The sequence below is a fragment of the Methanooceanicella nereidis genome (assembly GCF_021023085.1).
In the GTDB taxonomy this organism is placed as follows: Archaea; Halobacteriota; Methanocellia; order Methanocellales; family Methanocellaceae; genus Methanooceanicella; species Methanooceanicella nereidis.
This window is the reverse complement of sequence record NZ_PGCK01000008.1, coordinates 119,357-142,059: the sequence shown is the minus strand read 5'-3', so window position 1 is coordinate 142,059 and position 22,703 is coordinate 119,357. Positions and strand designations below refer to the sequence as shown.

The 22,703-nt window shown below is 46.9% G+C and carries 19 protein-coding genes; 8 read left to right on the top strand and 11 right to left on the bottom strand.

Annotation, left to right across the window (positions count from 1 at the left end):
* Window positions 1–20 precede the first annotated feature (20 nt).
* A complete protein-coding gene (locus tag CUJ83_RS10665) occupies window positions 21–509 on the top strand; it encodes a carboxypeptidase regulatory-like domain-containing protein (protein ID WP_230742318.1) in 489 nt (162 codons plus the stop codon).
* Between the two features lie 115 nt (window positions 510–624).
* On the opposite strand, the gene CUJ83_RS10660 is transcribed toward CUJ83_RS10665, so the two are convergent.
* From CUJ83_RS10660 to CUJ83_RS10625, 8 genes are all read right to left on the bottom strand, one after another.
* Window positions 625–1,791 (bottom strand): PAS domain-containing protein, encoded by a 1,167-nt coding sequence (locus CUJ83_RS10660; RefSeq protein ID WP_230742295.1) that lies wholly within the window; start codon window positions 1,789–1,791, stop codon window positions 625–627.
* A 187-nt stretch (window positions 1,792–1,978) separates the two neighbouring features.
* Window positions 1,979–2,641 (bottom strand): phosphoglycolate phosphatase, encoded by a 663-nt coding sequence (locus CUJ83_RS10655; RefSeq protein ID WP_369424170.1) that lies wholly within the window; start codon window positions 2,639–2,641, stop codon window positions 1,979–1,981.
* Between the two features lie 63 nt (window positions 2,642–2,704).
* The gene (gene afpA, locus CUJ83_RS10650; protein WP_230742293.1) at window positions 2,705–3,277 is read right to left on the bottom strand and encodes an archaeoflavoprotein AfpA; all 573 of its coding nucleotides are present in this window, start codon (window positions 3,275–3,277) and stop codon (window positions 2,705–2,707) included.
* Window positions 3,278–3,285: 8 nt separating this feature from the next.
* Window positions 3,286–3,894, bottom strand: coding sequence for a flavodoxin family protein (locus tag CUJ83_RS10645; RefSeq protein ID WP_230742292.1), 609 nt, complete (start codon window positions 3,892–3,894; stop codon window positions 3,286–3,288).
* A gap of 625 nt (window positions 3,895–4,519) precedes the next feature.
* The gene (gene radA, locus CUJ83_RS10640) at window positions 4,520–5,491 is read right to left on the bottom strand and encodes a DNA repair and recombination protein RadA (RefSeq protein WP_230742291.1); all 972 of its coding nucleotides are present in this window, start codon (window positions 5,489–5,491) and stop codon (window positions 4,520–4,522) included.
* 811 nt (window positions 5,492–6,302) lie between these two features.
* Window positions 6,303–7,511 carry an ABC transporter permease gene (locus CUJ83_RS10635; protein WP_230742290.1) on the bottom strand — a complete coding sequence of 403 codons (1,209 nt, stop codon included), beginning with the start codon at window positions 7,509–7,511 and terminating at the stop codon, window positions 6,303–6,305.
* Window positions 7,508–8,491 (bottom strand): COG1361 family protein, encoded by a 984-nt coding sequence (locus CUJ83_RS10630; RefSeq protein ID WP_230742289.1) that lies wholly within the window; start codon window positions 8,489–8,491, stop codon window positions 7,508–7,510. The genes CUJ83_RS10635 and CUJ83_RS10630 overlap by 4 nt, the downstream gene beginning before the upstream one ends.
* Window positions 8,492–8,533: 42 nt before the next feature.
* Entirely contained in the window at window positions 8,534–9,217 is a 684-nt protein-coding gene (locus tag CUJ83_RS10625) for an ABC transporter ATP-binding protein (protein ID WP_255668508.1), read from the bottom strand.
* 527 nt (window positions 9,218–9,744) lie between these two features.
* Here CUJ83_RS10625 and CUJ83_RS10620 point away from each other — a divergent pair.
* The gene (locus CUJ83_RS10620; protein WP_230742288.1) at window positions 9,745–12,210 is read left to right on the top strand and encodes a CHASE4 domain-containing protein; all 2,466 of its coding nucleotides are present in this window, start codon (window positions 9,745–9,747) and stop codon (window positions 12,208–12,210) included.
* Between the two features lie 13 nt (window positions 12,211–12,223).
* Here the strand turns inward: CUJ83_RS10620 and CUJ83_RS10615 are convergent, their stop codons facing one another.
* Both CUJ83_RS10615 and CUJ83_RS10610 read right to left on the bottom strand, forming a co-directional pair.
* Entirely contained in the window at window positions 12,224–12,655 is a 432-nt protein-coding gene (locus CUJ83_RS10615; protein ID WP_230742287.1) for a hypothetical protein, read from the bottom strand.
* Window positions 12,656–12,723: 68 nt separating this feature from the next.
* Entirely contained in the window at window positions 12,724–13,845 is a 1,122-nt protein-coding gene (locus CUJ83_RS10610; protein ID WP_230742286.1) for an OB-fold nucleic acid binding domain-containing protein, read from the bottom strand.
* A gap of 539 nt (window positions 13,846–14,384) precedes the next feature.
* Between CUJ83_RS10610 and CUJ83_RS10605 the strand changes: the two genes are divergently transcribed.
* From CUJ83_RS10605 to CUJ83_RS10585, 5 genes are all read left to right on the top strand, one after another.
* The gene (locus tag CUJ83_RS10605) at window positions 14,385–15,662 is read left to right on the top strand and encodes a 3-isopropylmalate dehydratase large subunit (RefSeq protein WP_230742285.1); all 1,278 of its coding nucleotides are present in this window, start codon (window positions 14,385–14,387) and stop codon (window positions 15,660–15,662) included.
* 1 nt (window position 15,663) lies between these two features.
* Window positions 15,664–16,161 carry a 3-isopropylmalate dehydratase small subunit gene (locus CUJ83_RS10600; RefSeq protein WP_230742284.1) on the top strand — a complete coding sequence of 166 codons (498 nt, stop codon included), beginning with the start codon at window positions 15,664–15,666 and terminating at the stop codon, window positions 16,159–16,161.
* 14 nt (window positions 16,162–16,175) lie between these two features.
* Window positions 16,176–17,315 (top strand): isocitrate/isopropylmalate dehydrogenase family protein, encoded by a 1,140-nt coding sequence (locus tag CUJ83_RS10595; RefSeq protein ID WP_230742283.1) that lies wholly within the window; start codon window positions 16,176–16,178, stop codon window positions 17,313–17,315.
* Window positions 17,316–17,796: 481 nt separating this feature from the next.
* The gene (locus CUJ83_RS10590; RefSeq protein ID WP_230742282.1) at window positions 17,797–18,657 is read left to right on the top strand and encodes a class I SAM-dependent methyltransferase; all 861 of its coding nucleotides are present in this window, start codon (window positions 17,797–17,799) and stop codon (window positions 18,655–18,657) included.
* A gap of 39 nt (window positions 18,658–18,696) precedes the next feature.
* Window positions 18,697–19,425, top strand: a complete 729-nt coding sequence (locus CUJ83_RS10585; RefSeq protein WP_230742281.1) for an FmdE family protein — start codon at window positions 18,697–18,699, stop codon at window positions 19,423–19,425.
* A 479-nt stretch (window positions 19,426–19,904) separates the two neighbouring features.
* Here CUJ83_RS10585 and CUJ83_RS10580 read toward each other — a convergent pair whose 3' ends face one another.
* Window positions 19,905–20,660 carry an ATP-binding protein gene (locus CUJ83_RS10580; protein ID WP_230742280.1) on the bottom strand — a complete coding sequence of 252 codons (756 nt, stop codon included), beginning with the start codon at window positions 20,658–20,660 and terminating at the stop codon, window positions 19,905–19,907.
* Between the two features lie 405 nt (window positions 20,661–21,065).
* On the opposite strand from CUJ83_RS10580, the gene CUJ83_RS10575 reads away from it, so the two are divergent.
* A complete protein-coding gene (locus tag CUJ83_RS10575; RefSeq protein WP_230742279.1) occupies window positions 21,066–22,703 on the top strand; it encodes an ABC transporter substrate-binding protein in 1,638 nt (545 codons plus the stop codon).

Below are 22,703 nucleotides of genomic sequence, written 5' to 3'. Positions count from 1 at the left end.
TTATTTTCAATAAATTGAAAGTGAGCATTATGGTGAAAGACAGAAGACGATTATTCGATGATGAAAGGGGCGTAGAGGGATTACCGGTACACCTGATCGTCGTGCTTGTTGTCGGCGTAGTAGCCCTTGCGGCGATGGTTTCCGCGATAAACGGGTTCAAGCCTCAAAAAACATTGACGGCATCGGTGATAAGCGTGAACAGCAAGGACGGCAACCTTCTACGCGTATCGTCATCGGGAGCGGGGGTAGTGGAAAAGACATGGAGCTGTGTCGTTAAGGTGACCGACGGCGATGGAGCGCCGGTCAGCGGCGCGAGCGTCATCTTGCACGGGCTGTCGGGGGCGGGTTCGGATGATACCGATAAGAGCGGGATCGCAAAAATAAACAATACAAATGCCATAAAACTGAACGCGAACCAGAATTCCGGGTATCTGACAATGGAGATCACTGCGCCCGGGTTCTATAACTATAAGAACGAGAATGCGCTTGCAGTGATCCGAGTGGATTGATGCTGCGGATCAATAAAATATTATTTTTTAATTTTACATTCATTATATCCGATATTGAAAACCCCAAAGCCGTCTTACAGTGCTTTCGGGCAGCATAACGATCATATGTCCCTTCCTATGATTTTTTATTCTCTTCGGCCACGGCTATGTAGCTTGATATTTTTCCGTCGTTCGAGAACATTGGAAATACTTTCAATGATAGGATCCTTGAGCCGTCTTTTTCATCAAAGTATTTAATGCCGTTAATCGTTACGGCATCTCCTTCTCTGATCCTTTTTATCGCCTTCTGGCCGTCGATAGATGCTCCGGCGTACATGAGAATGTTGAACATCTGGCGGCGGTTCCCGGACAGTTTTAACATGTCGATGAAAGAGTCGCTCATCATCACTGCATTTCCACCATGGTCACATACACACATTGACCCCGGGACTGTTAAGACCCTTTCATAGCCCATATCCGCGGATCGGTCATGTTTCCTGCTTAAGCATGCAAGCGCCCTGGGCCTAGCATAGGCCATAGAGTATAAAATAAGTCCGGCGGAGCCCAGGATAAGCATGACGTCATAAAAGATCTGAGAGTACTCTAAAGTATCATACAGCCCCATATAGCCCAGTAAGTTAAATGAATCCCCTATGATGCTGAAAAAGAAGAATAGGAACCAGATGAAAAACGCATACCTGAACTTTGGCGTCGAGTATGCCATTATTAAAAAAGCGGAATATATCAATATGCCTGTATCGATAAATATGCACAGGCCGTAGATGAAAATGTCATAATAATTCCCGCTCCCGCCGATATTCGCCATTATGAAATACAATATCCCGATCCCTGCCGCTATATTGAGCAGGACGGCGATATACTTGTGAACGGGCCTTATGTCGATCTGAGGATGCCTGATTATGATTAATAGGCTGAGAGGCAATATACCGCAGGCTATCAGCATCAACATTTTTCCAATATAGGGTAATAGATGCCAGTTAAAAGACGCAGGAACAAGGTACCATATTATCCCGGATATGGAAAGCAGGAGAAAATTGAGTACCATATACTTGAATAAAGTCTTCAGGTCTTTTTCTTTTGCGGACAGGTAAAGGTGTATCGAGACAGGAAGGCAGACCATTAATAAAAGCATGGCGGATATTACCGTCACTATACTGAGATACTCTCCGACAAAAGAATATAGAAGGAACGTGACCATGCCCATGACTATCAGGCATTGAAATATTATCAAAAAGAGTATGGCATTCTTAAAAGTTTTTAGGTTTTCAGGCACGTTTTCCATAATATCGGCTTATATGGTTTGTTGGCTAAGTAATAAATATTTTGGCGTTTACAGAATAAATTATAAGTTAATAAATAAAACGCCCCTTATTATAAGTAGCCTGACAGGGATTTTGTCGATTATTGCATTCCATATTACAATGTAAAAATCTTAAAAATGTTCGAGCATCATAATTTGATGAGCCTGATCATAATTGTCTTTTTAGCCACTCAAAACCTTCGGCTGCGCCTTCACCGTATTTTTCTCTGCATACATATGTAGAGATCCCCTTTATTTCCGGTGCAGCGTTGCCTACCGAAATGCTTACGCCTGCCGTCTCAAGCATCGGCAGATCGTTCTCCGAGTCGCCCATGGCGGCAAAGTTCTCCGGCTTTAGCCCCATGATCGAAGCTATCTTTTTAAGGCCTGTGCCTTTATTCACGTTCTTGTTCTTAAGGTGGAGCGCGAACTGTGTATCCACGATCTCCAGGTCGCTGAACTTTTCCGAGACCAGGGATTTTGCTCTTTCGACATCGATATTTCTTCTAAAAGCCAGCTCAGACTTACGATAGGCCTCGTCGAGCGGGGTGAGGCCGGGGAACTCTTTCATGAGCAGATCCCTTGCCTGCCTGCATCTCCCTATATCGGCCAGCACCATGGGCTCGGAATCATATCCCACCAGTATGACGCCGCCGTTCTCCCCTATCATCGTATCGCTGGCCCCGATGAGCTTTGCAGCCGCACGGACAAAACATATCACGTTGCCGGTGGCAAGAATGACAGGTATGGGAAGCGCTCTTATCGCCTTTACCGCGTCAAGGCTCACGTGCCTCTTCATATCCGTTATCGTACCGTCGATGTCTACAACTATGGCTTTAATGTCGTATTTAATGGAAAAAGCCTCCAGACAAAAAACATGGTCAAAATAAATAAATCATTCCGTTTTCATCATGGCCTTTTCCTTAGCCACATGCTCCTCTATTACCTTCTGGATGTCATCGACGTTCTCAAGCACGCTGATACTCTCCATCTTTCTGAGCTTATCGACGTTCTCGACGTCGACGTCCCTGATGTAAAGCGTCAGTTTTTTTCCTCCCGGAAGGATCGTCTCAAGTTCGCCTTTCTTGTTATCCGGCGGGTAAACATATATCGGGACACGGGCCTTTGCTCCCTGCGACACGGCGTTAGACAGTAATGTATCGGATATGCCATAGGCTATCTTTGCAGTCGTGTTGGCCGTCATCGGCGCCACCAGGAACATGTCATAATGCCCCGTCTGCAGCTTCCCTACCAGGAAAGGCGCGTTTGGATTGACCTCCACCCGAAGGTCGTAGAACTCGTCCTGCAATTGCTGCCAGAGCTTATACCACTTAAGCACCATGACCGCATTTTTAGAGCAATAGATATCGACATGCAGGTCATGTTTTTTCTTCATCTCGATCATGATCTTAGCGATCTGCTCGATCTTATCGCCGCATCCGGTTATTCCCCATGCTATCCTGACCATAGTATCACCTATTCCGATGCATCGTCACTTTTTAACTCGCTTAGCATACCATAGAATTTTTTCACAGTCTTTCTTAAAGCCCTTAACCCTTCCTCGTCCTGCGATACCCCTTCCTGTCCCTTATCCTTTGACCACAGCGTACCCCCGAGGTTAGCCCCCCAGGAGCCGCCGCCGACAGGTATCATTTCATTTATGATGTAAAAATCATGGATAGTCCTTATAGCGGGCTCCTGTCCGCCCATACGGTCCCCTCCGACCGCAAGCCCCATGCCTACTTTGCCCTTTAGTATGAGAGGATCCTTTGCGAGTATTGCCCTGCACCGGTCCATCATCGTCTTCAGCTGGCCTGAAAGGTTACCCTGGTATGCAGGAGTTCCCATGATGATGCCGTCCGCCCAGATCATACCTTCATAAAACTCAAGCAGCGAGTCTTTATGCACACACCCCTCTTTTTTCCTGATGCAGTAATCGCAGTGTATGCAAAACTTAATGTCCTTCGCCCTGGCCGAAAAATACCTTACCTCGCACCCTTTTTCCTGTAATATGTCGAGAGCGTAGTTGACCGCGAAATGCGTACCGCCCTCCCTTGGACTTCCGCTTATGCCGAATACCTTCATATTATCTCCCTTAGATAAGCGCAAAATTTGCCTCACTATATGTATAAAAACTCATGATATAATATTCTGATGCAGGACGGGATCCTGGTGTCAACATACTGATCATTGCATATTGGTTTACTCCATATAATCGATCTCTTTGTTAACCACAAAGGTCACCCAGGACACGGTTTTTTCCACCACAAAGCGCACGAAGGCGAACAAGGTACACTAGCTTTCACCACAAAGCGCACAACGGGCACAAGGGTACACCAGTTTCCACCACGAAGGGCGCTAAGGGCTCGAGGGTTCACAAAGGACTTTTTTTAGAAGATTAATCATATGAAAAAATTTGTGTACCTTACTCGCCTTTGAGCGCTTCGTGGTGGAAACTGGTAATCCTTATTCGCCTTAGTGACCTTCCATGAAAAAACTTTTTAAAGTTTCGATTAAAACCGGCCAAAAAACACAATATAGACTATGGACCACAAAATGATCTTTTCATCCTTAAAACCTGAGCAAAACACCGCTCATCAAAGATTTCGTGGTGAAAAGCCGTGTCCTTGGTGACCTTTTTAGTGAGATAGAGGCACTTATATGCCAGAATGATGTAGAAATAATAAAAAGGACGAAGGGTTTAAAGTATTTAATCCCTTAGCCCGTCGGTCGTGACCGAGAATATTGCCTCTCCCTCTGGCAGGTTCGGCGAGTCAACAAGCCTCGCTATTCTCTTTTCGCCCTTGGATTTCCTGAGATACAGACGGAATGTGGCTGTGTGTCCGACTATATGTCCGCCTACGGGCCTCGTCGGGTCGCCGAAGAACGCGTCCGGCTTCGCCTGTACCTGGTTCGTCACGACTATGGCGGCGTTGTTCAGGTCTCCAAACCTCATAAGGTCGTGCATGTGCTTGTTAAGCTTCTGCTGCCTGTCTGCCAGCGTACCTCTGCCCACGTACTCGCTCCTGAAATGCGCAGTCAGCGAGTCCACGATCATGAGCCTGACAGGCTTGTCCGAGTCCCTCATCTTTTCTGCAAGCTCTAAAGCGCTCTCGACAAGTAATATCTGGTGATTGGAATTGTATGCGCGCGCAACGTGTATATTCTTCAGGAAATCCTCAGGATCGAGGTCCTCTCCGCCCTTGATGCCCTTTACCATCTGGGCTATACGCTCGGGCCTGAATGTGTTCTCGGTGTCTATCATTATTACCGAGCCATTCAGTCCGCCCTCTTCGGGGGGAAGCTGTACGTTAACGGCTAGCTGATGGGCGACCTGTGTCTTACCGGAGCCGAACTCTCCGTAGAACTCGGTTATAGACTGCGTCTCGACTCCTCCGCCGAGAAGCTCGTCCAGCGAGCTGCTATTGGTCCTGAGCTTTCCTACTGCCTTGCGTCTCTCGAAGACCGTGTCCCCGGTCTCGAACCCTCCAATGTTCGCGCACTTCTTTGCGGCCGCCACTATCTTGGATGCGGTATTCTCACCGACCTCCGCTGCGGCTGCAAGCTCTGCTGGCGATGCGACAGCGATCGCTTCGACTGATGTATATCCTGCCTCTTTGAGCTTTTCGGCGGTAGCAGGTCCCACGCCTGGTAGATCCTCTATTGTTAATCTTTCTGCCATTTTGATACCTCACGGCTGATTTTATAATAGTTCTGTATATATACAACGTTATCGGAAGCGGATTGAAAGTAATATTCGGAATTAGAAAAACGCTGTACTAAGATGTTGATTTCAACATAATAGATTAAATCTTTTCAGTTCGTAGATGAAAATTGATTTTTCTATGATCTTTAGGTTGTTCCTGTCGGATGGCAGGTAGACACGTAACCTCACAGAAACACGGAAACACAAAATTTTTTTTAGAATTTAAGGGCACAAAAACCCAAAGGTTCGCTCACCAAATCACAAAGGCTCTAGTATCACCGTCAACGCACTAAAGTCTCAAATGCACGGCTTAATGCTCGAAGTGCTCTAAGTCACTAACGCTAAAACAAGACCCCGAACATTCTCCAAAAACACTAAATTTTAACTGCACGGTTGACGCTTACACGACAAATATCCCTGCTATAGGTCAAGGGGAACACAAACCGGGATATTAAACTTTCGTGATTTGGAGAATGTTCGGGCCTTGTTTTAGCGTTGGTGACTTAGAGAGGTTAGTGCGTTGAGCCGTGCATTCGAGTTGTTTGTGCATTGACGGTGATACTAGAGCCCTTAGAGATTTAGTGAGTAAACTCTTTGAGATTTCGTGCACTTAAAAATCATATAAAAAAATTTTGTGGTTCTGTGTTTTTGTGAGGTTACGTGTCTACCTGCCATCCGACAGGAACAACGCAAGAGCATCACTCTAAAAACGAAGAATAAAAAAATAACACAATACCTTTTAACCATATAAAAATTGAACCTGAAAAATATCAGGTTCGAAATCCGTTTACTCTGTTCTCAGCGCCTCTATCGGGTCCAGTTTAGACGCCTGGTTCGCCGGGTATACTCCTGCGATGACCGTAGTGAACAGGCCGAAAGCGATACCGATAAGGATATTCTGTATCGACATGTCCATCGGCAGCTGCGCAAGGTTTCCGACGATGGCGGATATAGCCCATGCAAGAGCTATCCCTATAACGCCGCTGATAAAGCCGAGAAGTCCGGCCTCTGTCAGGAATATGATGCGGACGTTCGCCGTGGTCGCGCCGACAGCCTTCATCAGGCCTATCTCCTTGACTCGCTCTTTCACGGTGAGCATCATGACGTTAGTGATGCCTATGCCGCCTACGAGAAGCGATACGGCTCCGATGCCCGCCAGGGTGTATTTAATCAGGTTAAATATTTCATTGATCGCGTCCGCGAACATCTTTTGCGTCATGACCATGTAGTCCTCGTTCCTGTGCAGCCTCTTCATGGAATCCCTTACGTTGTCCGCCGTCTCTTCAGCGGTTTCGACACTATCGGCACGTATGCCTATGTAGCTATAGGTGCTCTGGTCCGATATTCCCTTTACTCCTGTCATTGTCATGTAAATGGCAGAGTTAGGGTCGCCTACGAGAATGGAGGCGTTACGCTCCTTTAAGACGCCGGCAACGACGTAATCTTGTGATTTACCGGTATACGGGTTTGTAAGTGTCATGTACGAGCCCGGCCGAATCACTTTGCCGAACGTGCCGTTCGCGACCTTGCTTCCCAGAACGACTACATATTTATCCGACGGCGACAGGAACCTGCCCTTATCGACGCTATCTGCAAGCCGCGTCTCATACTGAGGGATCACAGCAGATACGGACACAGTCCTGTTCTCTTCTTTGTACGTAGCGACAGAGCTCGCGCTTATCAGAGGAGATACTTCAAGCACTCCGGGAGTATTTAAAAGGACGCTCACATCCCTGTCCGTCAGCTTGGCCGGCGGCTTCTGTACGACGTCCCTCATTTCCTGCCCCATGAACATCGACCCCGGCATCACTGCCATAGTATCAAGCTCAAGGTCGCCGAACTGCTGGCTTACGCCCTGGTACAGGCCGTCCCCTAAAGTCAGCATTACCACTATCGCCATGACACCTATGATGATACCCAGGCTGCTCATCATCGTCTTGAACTTGTTGCTCGCGAAATCCGCGAACGCGTAACCCAGAATATCCAGCGCTTTCACTTCTTAGACCTCTTACCTCTCATAAAGAAGTACACAAGACCTAAAAGGATAGCGGCCACAGCGATGAACCCGAGCACGTATAACAGTGTCTGGTCATTCGCGTTTGATGCGGTGCTCTGCGTATCTACTGAGTCTGCGTATACTGTCATCGGCTCTGACTCGTGCCAGTTGTTACCGTTCTTGTATACTACCTTGAACTGCGGGTTTCCGTTGTAGGAGGAGTTCTTGCTTGACACGTCGAACTGCACGGTGTACATCTCTCCGGCGCCAATATCCCCGATAATGTACTCCTGGACAGGCTTGAACGCGAACTCGTCACCTACCGGTACGACACTGACAGACTTGATAGTGTTGGACCTCAGGTTGAAAACGTCGAACACTACGCTCTTCTTGACCGTGGTGAAAGCCTTCGGAGACTCGCTCAAAACCATCTTGACACCCGAATTATCCACCTTAACATAAACCGGATAATTCAAGAATACATCACTGTTATCGGTCGTGACCATGAGCTTCAGGAAGTAAACGCCGTCAGGGGCGTTGTCATCGGCCTTTACCAGGAATGTGAACTTTGCTATGTCACCGGCCCCGAGACAGCCGACGTTCTCGAACGGGGCTGAGATGACCCGTACTGGAGCTTCCGATATCAAAGACACTTTTTCGATCTTTATCGGATCCGGCAGGTCCGAGTTTGTCGTCGTTGTCGTCTGGGTATGCGACGGCGTAGTCAGGCCATTGGAAGTGCCGGAGCCATAATTGTACGTATCTGTGACAGTAGTGGTTTCTCCCCCTGTCACAGTTTTTAATGAGTTGGTGATCGTAAATGTTATTTCTCCGGTATCCCCTGCCATGAGAGACCCGGGATCGACTACAGGATCGCCCACGATTGCAAGCGTGGGCTTGACCGATCCCGCGAATGCGGGGACTGATAATAAAACCGCTAATAATACAAAAATACTAAAACACTTCAAACCAAACTTCATAATGATCTCCTTCATGATATTGATCAGCTAATGACATCCACATTACTTTTTTTCGTCTCCTATTACCTCTCCGTCCTTCAGCCTCACTATCCTGTTACTGAACGAGGCTACGTCGGGATCATGCGTGACCATTACAATGGTCCTGCCTTTTTTATTCAACTCTGTAAATAGCTGCATGATCTCTTCGCCGGTCTTCGTGTCAAGATTGCCGGTGGGCTCGTCCGCCAGTAAAATGGCAGGATCGTTCACCAGGGCGCGGGCGATAGCCACACGCTGCCTCTGGCCGCCGGACAGCTCACTGGGGCGATGGGCCATACGATCTCCAAGCCCCACATCATTCAGTATCTTACCGGCTATCTCTATTCTGTGCGCCCGGTCGATGTTCTGGAATATCATCGGCAGTTCCACGTTCTTGAGCGCCGTCATCCTTGAGACAAGGTTAAAGGACTGGAATATGAACCCGATCTCCTTACCCCTCAACAGTGACAGCTCGACGTCGTTCAGGCCATTAATGACCTTTCCGTTAATGGCTATCTCGCCGCTTCCGGGGCGGTCCAGAAGTCCGATGAGGTTCATGAGAGTGCTTTTACCGCTCCCTGAAGGGCCCATGATGCTCACGAACTCCCCCCTCATTATGTCAAGATCGATGTTCTTTAACACCTGGAGCTCATGCTTGCCCATCAGGTAACTTTTATTTACACCTTTTAGCGATACGATCGAGTTCATTACCCGGGACCCCCTTTTCTTTAGCACCGATACATGAGAGATAAGCTCAAGAGCTAAAAGCGATGCTGCCATAAATTAATTATTAATATATTTATTTTTATCTGTCTAATTTATACCTTACCTTTATAGTTTACAGTTTAGAAGGTTTTATTCAATTAATGGTAATGCCAGGGACTGATATTACCGTTGCCGAGTGAAAAGACCGAATAGTGTAAGCCGGTTATCACCGGACATCATAGCGGGCTATAATAAAGCGCTGCAGGCATTCATCAGTCAGCCTTTAGTTATCAGGAGGATACTATTATAATAATCATGCGATTACCAATTTTATAGGATACTTTTAAGATATAATGAATACTAACAGTTTTCAGAATATTCCACAAATCAATCATAATAATACTTAAAACGGCGAAATTTTCGATGTTTTAAGCCATAGCTTCTAGTAATCCTGGTCTACAGTGATAAACGAGCAATAATAGCGATGTCAGGAAACTGGTCTTCAGAGGTGTCAGAAGAGAGGCTTATCGATGAGATTGCGAAAAAAGACCCTAATCATTTTCTCATTGACACTGATAGCTTTGACCATTTTAGTCCATGTATTCACCACGTATATTTTACTGGGCAGTTTCACGGCACTCGAAGAATATGATATTTCTCAAAAGGTCAATCAGGCAGAAAGCTTGTTTGAAAATGATATTTCAAACATGGATAATACCGTTCGCGATTGGGCATTCTGGGATGATTCTCATAGATTCATGGAGGACGGGAACCTGGATTATTTACAATCAAATATGGAGGACACGACTTATGAGTCTTTAAAAGTCAACTTCATGGTATATGTAAATAGTTCTGGACATATAGTATATAGTAAGGCCTATGACTTAAACGCACAAGAAGAGATCCCTGTGCCTAAAGGCCTTGTCGATTGCATATACAATGACGATGCTCTTCTTTGCGATGATGAAGATAGCAGGGTATCCGGTTTTATCGTCCTGCAGGATATGCCTACATCGGTCATCGCCAGACCCATCCTGAAAAGTGATATGACCGGCCCCCCGGCCGGCACCCTTATAATGGGACGGTTTTTCGATGATAAAAAGATCAATGATCTATCCAGGATCGTCCACCTGTCAGTAAATATGTACACTCTCGGCGCATCGGACTTGCCTGAAGACTATAAAGACGCTATATCCGGTATCGATCATGACAAACCGATCCATGTGAACATACCTTCATCGGATCGGGTCTACGGATATAAAGTGATGGATGATATTCACGGGTTTCCTGCGATCGTCCTGAGTGTAGACGCGTCCAGACCTATCTACGATCAAGGCCAGGAAGCGAATATCTTTTTCCTGATCACTATAACTTCAGTATGTCTCGTATTAGGATTAGTGATGATGTTCATGATCGAAAAGACCGTACTGTCAAGGCTTGACGCCCTGAGTAAGAGCGTGAACGAAATCACGGCCAGGGGCAATAACTCTGCCAGGGTATCTATCCCGGGCGATGATGAGCTATCGGAACTTGCCGGTAATATTAACGGCATGCTTGGCTCGTTGAACAGGTCTAAGGACAGTCTTCAAAAAAGCGAGCTCATGTACCGTTCACTATTCCAGAACATGCTTAATGGATTCTCCTATAACAGGATATTGCTGGACGAGATAGGCCGCCCGTACGATTCGATTTTCATTGACACCAATGAAGCTTTTGAAAAAATTATGGGCAGAAATAAACAGGACATTATAGGTAAAAAAGCGTCAGAGGTCTTTCCAGGGATAAAAGATGAGACCTTTGACTGGATAGGGACTTACGGCAAGGTCGCGCTGACAGGAAAGGGCATAAGTTTTACGGCTTACAGCGAGAGCCTGGAAAGATGGTTATCGGTAACTGCATACAGCACTGAGCTATATCATTTTGTGACCATAATCCAGGATATCACCATCAGCAAGATATCGGAAACTGCCATAATGGAAAGCGAGGAGAGGTATCGCGGTCTTGTAGAGATGTCGCCGGATATGATCGCCATATGCGGCGAAGAGAAAATAAAATTCATAAATCATGCCGGAGCTAAGCTTTTAGGTTGTTCTTCCCCGGATGAAATAATAGGTAAGTCAATGTTTGACTTCATCAGGCCGGTAGATAAAATAAAATGTAATGTAATGATGAAAAATTTGAAAGAGGACATGACCCCTATCCAGTCAATTGAAGAAAAGCTTGAGCGGGCCGACGGGAGTACGATCGATGTCGAGATCTCTGCCACGCCATTCTACTATCAGGACATTCCCGTGATCCAGATAATTGTGAGAGATATAACCGGGCGAAAGCGGGCCGAGGAACATATAAAGAGATCCCTGACTGAAAAAGAAGTCCTTTTGAAGGAAATACATCACCGTGTAAAAAATAATCTGCAGATCATTTCCAGCCTTTTAAACTTGCAGTCAAACAATATTGCCGATAAAAGTACAAGGGATATGTTCATCGAGAGCCAGAACAGGATCAAGTCGATGGCCCTTTTACATGAGAGGCTTTACCAGTCTAAGGACCTGTCAAAGATAAGCTTTAGAGAATATGTGATAAGCCTGGTATCACACCTGTTCCGTTCGTATAAGATAAACTCCGGGGACATATCGATAAACGTAGATGTGGACGATGTCTATCTAAGCATAGATACGGCGATACCATGCGGCCTTATAATAAACGAGCTTGTATCGAACTCGTTGAAACATGCGTTCCCCGACGATAGAAAAGGCGATGTCGCAGTAAAGCTACATTTTGACGGGGAGCATTACAGGCTTATGGTAAAAGACAATGGGATAGGCCTGCCTAAAGATATCAATATTCAAAATTCCCGGTCGCTTGGGCTTCAACTGGTATATACCCTTACCGACCAGCTTGACGGGAAGATCGAATTCTTCAATGGCATAGGTACGGAGTTCAGAATAGAGTTCAAAGAGACAAAATATAAAAATCAACCACATGAAGACTGTTGATCATCCGAAAGCGTCAGATCGCATAGTTGAGGATAAGCCATACGAGAGCCCCGTTTATAACGACGAGCACCAGGATGTTGATAACGATAAAAGCGATCCCGGCGATGCCTGCTCCCAGCCCTAGAAGCCCCTCGAATAAGTTCTTTATGGCGCTTACTATCCCGTAGGCGATCTTAATCGCCACAACGACCGGCACGATAAAGATCGATAGACCGCCATATCTGGAATCCTCAAGAGCGTCCTCAAGCGTGCAAAGGGCGAAGTTCAAAGCCGAATATATAGTCTTTTCCAGAACGCCGTATGCTATCTTGCCCGTGAACAGTCCTACCAGTATCACGCCGGTCAGGACTATGCCGAGGAACGATATGACGTCTATTATCAATATGAGTATGATGAACAGGTAAACGGACCATGAGGGCAGGGACTCGATCATGACACTATTCATCGATCGACTGAAAATAAATAGTTTGTTCTACAGAAAAAATGAGAGCCCGATATGCCCGGGCAACATATTCACTTCAGCCTTCTTACGGTGCTGCGCCAGTTCGCGGATAATTCCATCTCGTCCCTGAAGCCCACTCTTGACTGGACGTCCGTGACGAGTATCTCGTCGCCTATTGAAAGCGCTTCTGCGAAGTTTGCGTGCTCTCCCCAGAACACGACCCTTATACGGCCGCTATCGTCGGAGATATGAACGCTGCAGAGCCTTCCGGGCTTTCCGTCCCTGGTAGTGAACTCCCTTACTCCGTCGATCCCCGTCACAATGCCCTTTATATTGTAAAATTTGTCAGGCTCTATCTCACCGATCTTTGTGACCTTTTCTTCATATCTCACGGGTATCTCGGACATCCTGATCATGCCCCTGTTGCCGACCTGTATCTCTACGCTGCCGTCAAAGGACTCCCTTGTGTAGCCGTGCAGCAGCTCTATAGAGTCCCCTGGTTCGAACCCGTCGATCTCTTTGGCTTTATTGTCCCACAGGGTGACCTTTATCTTACCCGTCTCGTCCCCTATGATGATGCCTGTCACGCAGCCGGTGGAGCCGTCCTTGCGGTTGAACGTGCGTATATCCTGCTTCGAGAGCAGTACGCCGCGGGTGCACATGTTACCCATTCCCAGCTGCACTTCTCCGATGCTTATCATGGGGTCCTTGACGTTGACGGTCTCACCTTCTTCCTTAGAGATCCCGCCTCCCCTGCCTAAATGAACTTCCAGCCCCTGCTGGCCTTCCTTGACATATCCTTTTACTCTTATTACGTCGCCCTCTTTCAGGTCGCCGGTCTTCACGGCCTCTGCAAGCTCGTCCCAGAGCGTTACCCGTACATCGCCCGTTTCGTCCCCGACGGTTATGGTGCATACTTTTCCGACCGTGCCGTCATTTCTGTTGAACTCGCGGGGCTCGAATGCGCTTATGATCTTGCCTAAAAATTCCACGTTTTTCTTGTCGAGTGAAATGTCGATGATCTTTATGGCGTTGACGCCTTCCACACCCAGGTCATGGGCAACGAGCAGCGCCGCCGTGCGCTCATCGCACAGGCCGCCCATTATCTCCATCTTTTCATCTATTAGCTTATTAAATTCCTTCTGGGTGACCTTTCCGCCTATTTTTTCGTATATATCAAGAATGTCAGACATACTTAGCACGCTCTTCCAGAGTTAATGCTTAAACCATATTAAAAGTTTGGGACATGAAAACTTTAAAGGATCTACAAATCACTCTGTCCTGTAATTTTTTGATATATATGTTGGTTCATCTTTGGTCAAGTTTGACACAAAGGTAACAAAGGACACGGTTTTCTTAACCACAAAGCGCACGAAGGCGAATAAGGACCACCAGTTTCCACCACGAAGGGCGCTAAGGGCTCGAGGGTTCACAAAGGACTTTTTTAGAAGATCATCATATACTTTAAAAATTAGTATACCTTACTCGCCTTTGCGCGCTTCGTGGTGAAAAATGGCGTACCCTTGAGCCCATCGAGCGCTTCGTGGTGAAGAAAACCGTGTCCTTTGTTGCCTTTGTGTTGGGCTTGATCAAAAAAGAATTAAAGGATGACTGCCTGGAGTCCTGATTGATATAAAAACAGGCACTTAATTTTCTTTTTCTTCAGGACCGAGCTATATGTTAGCACGGTTAGTTTTATAAGGAGTTCTGCAGATTATGGGTTGGAATAAATATGTCCGATAAACAAACCATAACAGAAAAAATTTTCAGCCGGGCTGCAGAGAGGCCCGTTAAGGCGGGGGACTTCGTGCTGGCTAACATAGACCGCGCGATGACCCACGACATAACGGGGCCTCTGGCTGTCGAAGGCTTTTACGAAATAATGAGGAATGAGAAAGAAAAGAAGGTGTGGGACCCGGATAAGATAGTCATTTTATTCGACCACCAGGTGCCCGCGGATTCGCTTAACGCGGCGCAGAACCACATCATGTTAAGGAAGTTCGTGGCCGAGCAGGATATCAAGAACTTCTATGACATCTTCGAGGGCGTATGCCACCAGGTCATGCCCGAGAAAGGTCACGTGTTACCGGGACAGCTCGTCGTGGGCTCCGACTCGCATACATGTGCATACGGTTCCCTTGGTGCGTTCGCAACCGGAATTGGTTCCACCGATATGGCAGCTGTATTCGCTATTGGGAAGTTATGGTTTAGAGTGCCTGAGACCATCAGGTTTGAGGTAAACGGCCGTTTAGGTGAGCGCGTTTACTCCAAGGACATTATTTTAAAGCTAATCGGGGACATCGGAGCTGACGGAGCTAGATATAAGGCGTGCGAATATGCGGGAGATGCCGTAAAATCGCTGGATGTCTCGCAGCGCATGACCATCTCGAACATGGCGATCGAGATGGGCGGAAAAGCCGGCATCATCGAGCCCGACAGCATCACGGAAGAGTACATAAAGGAACGCGTGCCGGGATATAAGCTGGACACGGACCTTAAGAGCGACGATGGCGCGAATTACTCTGATATAAGGAAATATGACGTGAGCGACATGCCGCCGCAGGTAGCGTGCCCCCATAATGTGGACAACGTCGTGGACGTCACAGAGGTCGAGGGTAAGAAGATCGACCAGGTGCTGCTGGGATCTTGTACGAACGGGAGGTTCGAGGACCTAAAGATCGCAGCGGATATCATGGGCGACAGGCCTGTCGCTAAAGGCGTCCGCCTGCTGGTGATCCCCGCGTCCAGGACTGAATATATGAAGGCGTTGAAGGCCGGCCTTGTTGAGCAGTTCATGAACGCTGGCGCTCTGGTGGAATCGCCGTGCTGCGGACCATGCATGGGCGGATCTTTCGGCCTGCTGGGACCGGGAGAGGTCTGTATCGCGACGTCCAACAGGAACTTCAAGGGAAGGCAGGGTAGCGCCGATGCGTTCGTATATCTTAGCTCGCCTGCGACGGCTGCCGCGTCCGCGATAAAAGGAAAGATAACTGACCCGAGGAGTGTTTAAGATGGCAGGAAAAGCATGGAAGTTCGGCGACGACGTCGACACTGACGCGGTGATACCGGGCAGATTCCTTATACTGAATGACGCGAAGGACCTGGCGAAGCACGCCTTTGAAGGCGTAAGGCCCGAGTTCAAGGATAACGTAAAGGAAGGGGACTTCATCGTTGCCGGGGAGAACTTCGGCTGCGGCTCGAGCAGAGAGCATGCGCCTTTAGCCATTAAGGGAGCAGGAGTGAAGTGCGTAATAGCAAAATCCTTCGCGCGCATATTCTTCAGGAATTCTGTGAACATAGGCGTACCGCTGCTTGAATGCAAGGACGCTGACAGGATAGCCGAAGGCGACATGCTCGAGGTCGACATGGAGAAAGGTATCATAAAGAACGTCACAAAGAACGAGATATACAGTTCCACTCCCATACCCGATTTCCTGATGGACATAGTCAGGAGCGGCGGGCTCATAGAGTTTACCAGGAAGATTGTGGAGAGGAAAAACAGGGGTTAAAGGGAGGATCATTAATGGCAACTTACAAAGTACCGGTGATATCGGGCGACGGCATAGGACCGGAAGTCATAGCCGAGGGTAAAAAGGTAATAGAGGCGGCCGGGGAAGTATACGGCTTTAACGTAGACTGGATACACATGCCTTTCGGCGCAGACCACTATGTCGCGACAGGGGAGACGATCTCCGAGGAGTCGCTGAAAGAGCTTGGAAGATACAGGGCAATATATCTCGGCTCGCTCGGCGACGAGAGAAAGGTCAAGGCAGGCATACTTGAGAAAGGCGTCCTGCTGAAGATGAGGTTCTACTATGACCAGTACATCAATCTCAGGCCGGTGAAGCTTCTCGATGGCGTCGAGACGCCGCTGAAGAACAAGACCTCAAAGGACATAGACTTCATGGTGGTCAGGGAGAACACCGAGGACTTCTATGTCGGCCTTGGCGGCCGCGTGAAGAAGGGAGCGGAGAAGCAGGAGCTTGAGCTGAAGAGAGATATCTATGCCGTAAAGTTCAATCTCGACATCGAGACGGACAGCGACGAGATAGGTTACCAGATAGGCGTTGTTAGCAGGGAAGGCGCCAAGCGCATCATGGAATACTCGTTCGACCTGGCCAGGCAGAGGCGCAAGCATCTTTCAAGCGTGGACAAGGCGAATGTAATGACGGAATGCTATGGCCTCTGGAGGGACGTGTTCACCGAGACCGCGAAGAATTACCCGGACGTGCAGACCGACTTTAATTTCGTGGACGCGGTCACCATGTGGTTCGTCAAGAACCCGGAGTTCTTCGACGTAGTGGTCACGCCCAACATGTTCGGCGATATAATCACAGACCTTGGCGCCATGATACAGGGCGGCCTGGGACTTGCCCCGGGCGGCAACGTCAACCCGAAAGGCACGAGCATGTTCGAGCCCATGGGAGGCTCGGCGCCGAAGTATAAGGGCCTGAACAAGGTCAACCCGATAGCTACGATATGGGCAGGCGCGTTATTGCTCGACCATCTCGGCGAGAAGCAGGCAGCTGATGCCATTGTCAAGGCGATAGAGGCCAACCTGAAGCAAGGAAAGGTCAGGACATACGACCTGGGCGGCACAGCGGGAACTTCCGATGTCGGATCGGACATCGCCAGGATAGTGAAGGTACAGGGGCAGATATAAGCCCCGGCCATTCTTTTTTTATTTATTCTGATCACAAATTTTTATCATTAAAAGTATACTTGTTGTATTGTACATAACAAATTTTATACGAATAATTAAATTTTTAAAATTTAGTGTTACATTTAAGAAAAATATTAATACTATATATGATAATTATTGTATTGCATCAGAATATGATGCATAAGAATCCTCAGAGAGATCCAATAGTACAAAGCAAACCACTAAAACGTAAAAAACATGCGTAAAAGACAAATTTAACCCTCCTATCAAAACGCATGCACTAAAAACGTGGTAAAGTAACCGCCTTTAAAAGCCGGGCATTATCATCAATATCAGTGTTCACCTCTTGTATATTATTATGCCCGGCATTTAATATTATATAATATTTAAAATTATTTTGAATAATAAGTGTTAAACAAATTTTAAATAGTAACACGACATATTCAATTTTACTTCAATTTAAAAATTCAGGATGAGCTGCATGCTTGAACTGACCGACTGGAAAAAAGCCTGGGATAACGCATTAACGATATCTCCGGCCGTACATTATAGGGATATCGGAGCAGGATGGAACGCATACTGGGACTATATCGCAGAAATGTGTTGCGAGCCGGTCATGTGCGGCGACCCGATGAACGACGATGTCATTCGTTATCTTTACGAAGAAGGGATGTTCAAGCCTCGTGATACCGTCCTGGACATTGGATGCGGCACCGGGACTTACGCAATTCCTTTTGCGCGGGATGCGAGCCATGTTACGGGACTCGATCCGTCCGGCATGATGATCTCAAAGCTGTTATCGGCCGCTTACGTTAACGGTCTCACGAATATTAGCCCGGTCCAGTCAAGATGGGAAACTTTTGATCTGGAAAAGAAGTATGATCTTGTTTTTTCAGCATTTTGCCCGGGTATTAACGATACGTATTCTCTTTTCAGGATGGAAAAGTTCTCAAGAAGAAGTTGCTGCTATGTCGCGGGTGACTTTACTCAGTTCGAGCTTCTGGTCGGATTATGGAATGAGGTCATGGAAAAAAGCTATACCATCGACGCTTTCCGTATCCTTTATCCTTATAATGTCCTGTGCGACTCCGGAAGGGATCCGAAGCTGAAGGTATTCAGGTACAGGTCGGGCTCTCGAGCCCCGGCAGAGGAAGTGACGGAGGAGTTCGTCAGGTATTTCGGTGCGTTCACACTCATGGACGCTGAAAAAGTGAATAAAGTGCGGGACTTCATCCATTCCCGCTCGGTTAACGGAAAATATGAGCTCGGCAAGGTAAGGACTGTATGCGTCCTTCACTGGGATGTCAGCCGGGAAAAGAATATCGGCTATAATGCCTCATAGATATTTAATAAATAATGGATGAAAAAAGCTGGTGAAAATATGCATAAAGAACATTCACATGAACACGAGCACCATCATCACGATCACGATCACAGCCATGAACATAGCCATGAGCATGAACATGAACATGAACATGAACATGAACATCATCACCATGGGCCGAAAATAAAGTCTTTTCATGAAGTCGTAGAGTTCCATGGACACACTTGCCCCGGCCTCACCATAGGCTATAGGGCAGCTGAGACCGCAATTAAAGAGCTTTCCGCGGAACGAGATATCGATGAGGACCTTGTGGCCATCGTCGAGAATGACGCGTGCGGAGTTGACGCAATCCAGGTGGTCACTGGATGCACTGTCGGAAAAGGAAACCTGATATTCAAGGATCACGGCAAGAACGTATATACTTTCATAGACAGGAAGAACGATAAGGCCGTCAGGATAGCCTTGAAGGATACGTTCAGCATCGACGAGATCGACCCGGAAATGGGCAGGCTCAGGAGCAAGGTCATGTCCGGAGAGGCCGACGAGAGCGAAAAGTACCAGTTCGATCGCCGTAAGGAGGGCGTTTGCAGCAGGATAATGGGGCTTCCTGCGGAAAGATTGTTCGACATCAGGCATGTCGAAGCTGAAGTGCCAAAAAAGGCCATGATATTCAGGTCCGTCAAATGTTCAAAGTGCGGCGAGATGGTCTCGGAGTCCCGCGCAAGGGTACAGGACGGCGGATTTGTCTGCATACCATGCTTTGAGGAATACACCAGAGGATGGTAAACCTTCTTTTTTATTATCGTCATGATCCTGTTTTTTGAAAAATAATATATAATTAGTAATATAAATTATTGATCCGGTAACACGAAGTCATCTAAAGGCCTTTTATCCCGTTCATATCTTTTACGATAAAACTGCCCCTGGCGAACGATATGATAAAAAGGCATCGATCCATGATCAAGACCATAAAAGATAAAGACCCCTGAAGAGGGGTCTTCGGTTTTCTAAGAATGCATTAAACCGGAAACCATCCTTTGCCACATTTTAACAGGTAACCGGGGAAACCTGCGACAATATCCCCTTTTCACATTCTTATCAATAACAAAAAAAGTGTTACTAATTAATATATATTACTGATAAATAAATAAAAAATGTAAAATTTTTAAAGGTTATTCATCGATTCATTAATGTAATGATTAAGTTATCTTAGATGATAATAAAAAGTAAATGGCAAAAATAAGCATTCTTTTTGCCTTAATATTTTAATTGTTATTTATCAAGAATTCGGCCAGGCCATCTATCTCCCTAATATCGGAATCGAACTCTTTCCCGGCAAGAGACGCCTTGAAAAGATCCTTGTTTACCGGTATGATCGCTGCTACCTTATCTTTGTCCAGTGATCCCATCATAATGTCCTTTACACCGTCTTCGACCCTGTTAAGAACAATATAGGCCTTGCCCACATTATCCTTCGTGATATCCTCTATCTTCTTCGAAAGCCTCAGGGACTCGTAGGAAGGATCGACGATAATAAGGATGAAATCAAATCCGCGCTCAATAGACCTGCCCAGGTGTTCGATACCGGCCTCGGTATCGGCTATTACGACCTCATTGTCATTTAGCTCGAGATTCTCGAAAAACTGCCTGGATAAAGATCCCAGCGGGCATGCACAGCCCTCGCCGAAATCCTGGATCTTGCCCACTGAAATGAGTTTAATACCGCCCTTTGACGCTATGAGATCAGAAGGTATGTCCCCTATCTTCCATTTCCGGTCAAAGATGCTATTCCTCTGCTCCTCCCTGGCCGCCTGCATCTTTTTGCCGTACTCCTTTTTACCGCCGAAATGGTCAATGAGGGTTTCAGGCATATCAAGCCCTAGATGACTGTGAAGCCCATAGTTGGACTCGTCGATATCCACTACAAGGACTTTATTCCCCTTTTTCGCCATACATTTAGCCAACAATGCCGACACGGTGCTCTTCCCGCAACCGCCTTTTCCGCAAACTGCTATCTTCATGTTTAACGCCCGTTGTCATTTTAGAAAATTTGTAATGTTTCTAAATTTGTATTACAAACTTTAAAAAATGTAATAACTATTATTATACAAAATACTTTTCATTAATTTAAGAATTTTATGTATATTTAATGTCATTAAGACATCACCTATAACATGAAAATTTATTAAATAATCTTAATGTAAAGCGATAATTATGAGAGATTTTCTAAAAATAAATTTTATAAAGATTATTTACTCACTTAAATAATTAATATTTTTACTCTTTTAGTGTTACGATATTTTTAAATATTATTACTAATTATCATAAATTACCGACAACTAGCGATTGTCAGCCCTTTAGACAGAGGTAGTTCGATGAGACCAAATTTGAAAGGTTTTGTAAAAATTCGTAGGAATAATTTTTTTATGGGCCTTATAGCGGCCTGTCTATGTTTAACGATGATATTTTCCGGATGCGTGACCCGGTCACAGCCAGATCCTTCAGGCACCCCGACGCAGAACCCGGGCACAGGAAGCCAGTTCGTTTCGCCAGGGATAGTGGATACCATTCATCTGGCGGGCGGGGATTATGGATATCCTACACCGTTCCAGCACTATCCCAGGGGTCCGGGAAGTTTCAAGATGAACCTTATCTTTGATGCCCTTGTAGAGAAGGACGATAAGGGCATTGTGCCATGGCTTGCCGAGAAATGGGATATTGGCGCAGATGGTAAAGAGTACACGTTCTACCTGAGAAAGAACGTAAAATGGCAGGACAGAGAGGACTTCACTGCAGATGACGTCAAATTTAGTATAGAATATGTCACGGCGCACCCCCCGGTGTCCGGAGCTGACCTGTCTGCCATAGAGAGCGTCACCGTCATCGATGACCATACGATCAAGATGACCCTTTCCCAGCCCATCGCACCGTTCATATACCAGCTTTATTCATTCAAGATAATCCCGGAGCATATCTGGAGTGATGTCTCTGACCCGAACACTTACAGCGCACCCGAGGCTGTTATCGGTACCGGCCCGTACAAGCTTGCCGAGTACAGCAAGGAGCACGGCACATACAAGTTTGTGGCGAACGAGAACTTCTGGGGGCCAACGCCCAGAGTGAAGAACATCGAGTTCGTACCCGTTAGTGATTCGCTGGTCTCGTTCCAGCAGAACGAAATAGACTTCACGGGACTATCCCCCGATACTATTGACATGTTCAAGAGTGACCCGGGCGTATACGTATTCCAGCAGCCGGCTATATGGGGATACGAACTGTCCTTTAACGAGAACAAGAACTCCATCCTTAAGGATAAGGCTGTAAGGCAGGCGTTCGCATACGCGATCGACAGAGATGAACTTGTCGAGAAGGTCGGCAGGGGAGCAGGAAAGCCCGGAAGCATGGGAATACTCCCGCAGGACCATATCTGGTACAACGAAAACATACCGCAGTACGAGCATGACGCCAATAAGGCAAAACAGGTACTGGCTGACGCTGGCTGGAAGGATAGCGATGGCGACGGCATAATGGACAAGAATGGCAAGAAACTATCCTTCACCCTGATATTAGCGAGTGGCGAGGCAAGAATAGGAGAACTCGTTAAAGAGCGCCTTAAGGAGGCAGGAATAGATGTCACGATCCAGGCAGTGGAAAGCAAATCACGTGACACGAAACTGAAGCAGGGCGACTTCGAGATAGCCATAAACGGCTACGGAGGATGGGGCGGAGACGCAGACTATCTGAGGACTAAGTTCTGCGGCACTAATTTCGGTATGCAGGGAGCGAGCCATGGAAGGCCTCTTATCGGATACCAGAACGACGAGGTCGACAAACTGGCGCTCGAGCAGCTTAAAGAGACTGATACCGAGAAGCGTAAACAGATAATCTACAAATTGCAGGAAGTCCTGGCGGAAGATGTACCCAGCGTGCCGCTGTATTATACAGCCAGCTATGAAGCATACCGCCCGACGGTGTATGACGGCTGGATGAACATGTTCGACCACCATGAGGTGACACACAGCAAACTCTCGTATCTCGACCGTACAGAGATCGCATGGGTGTGA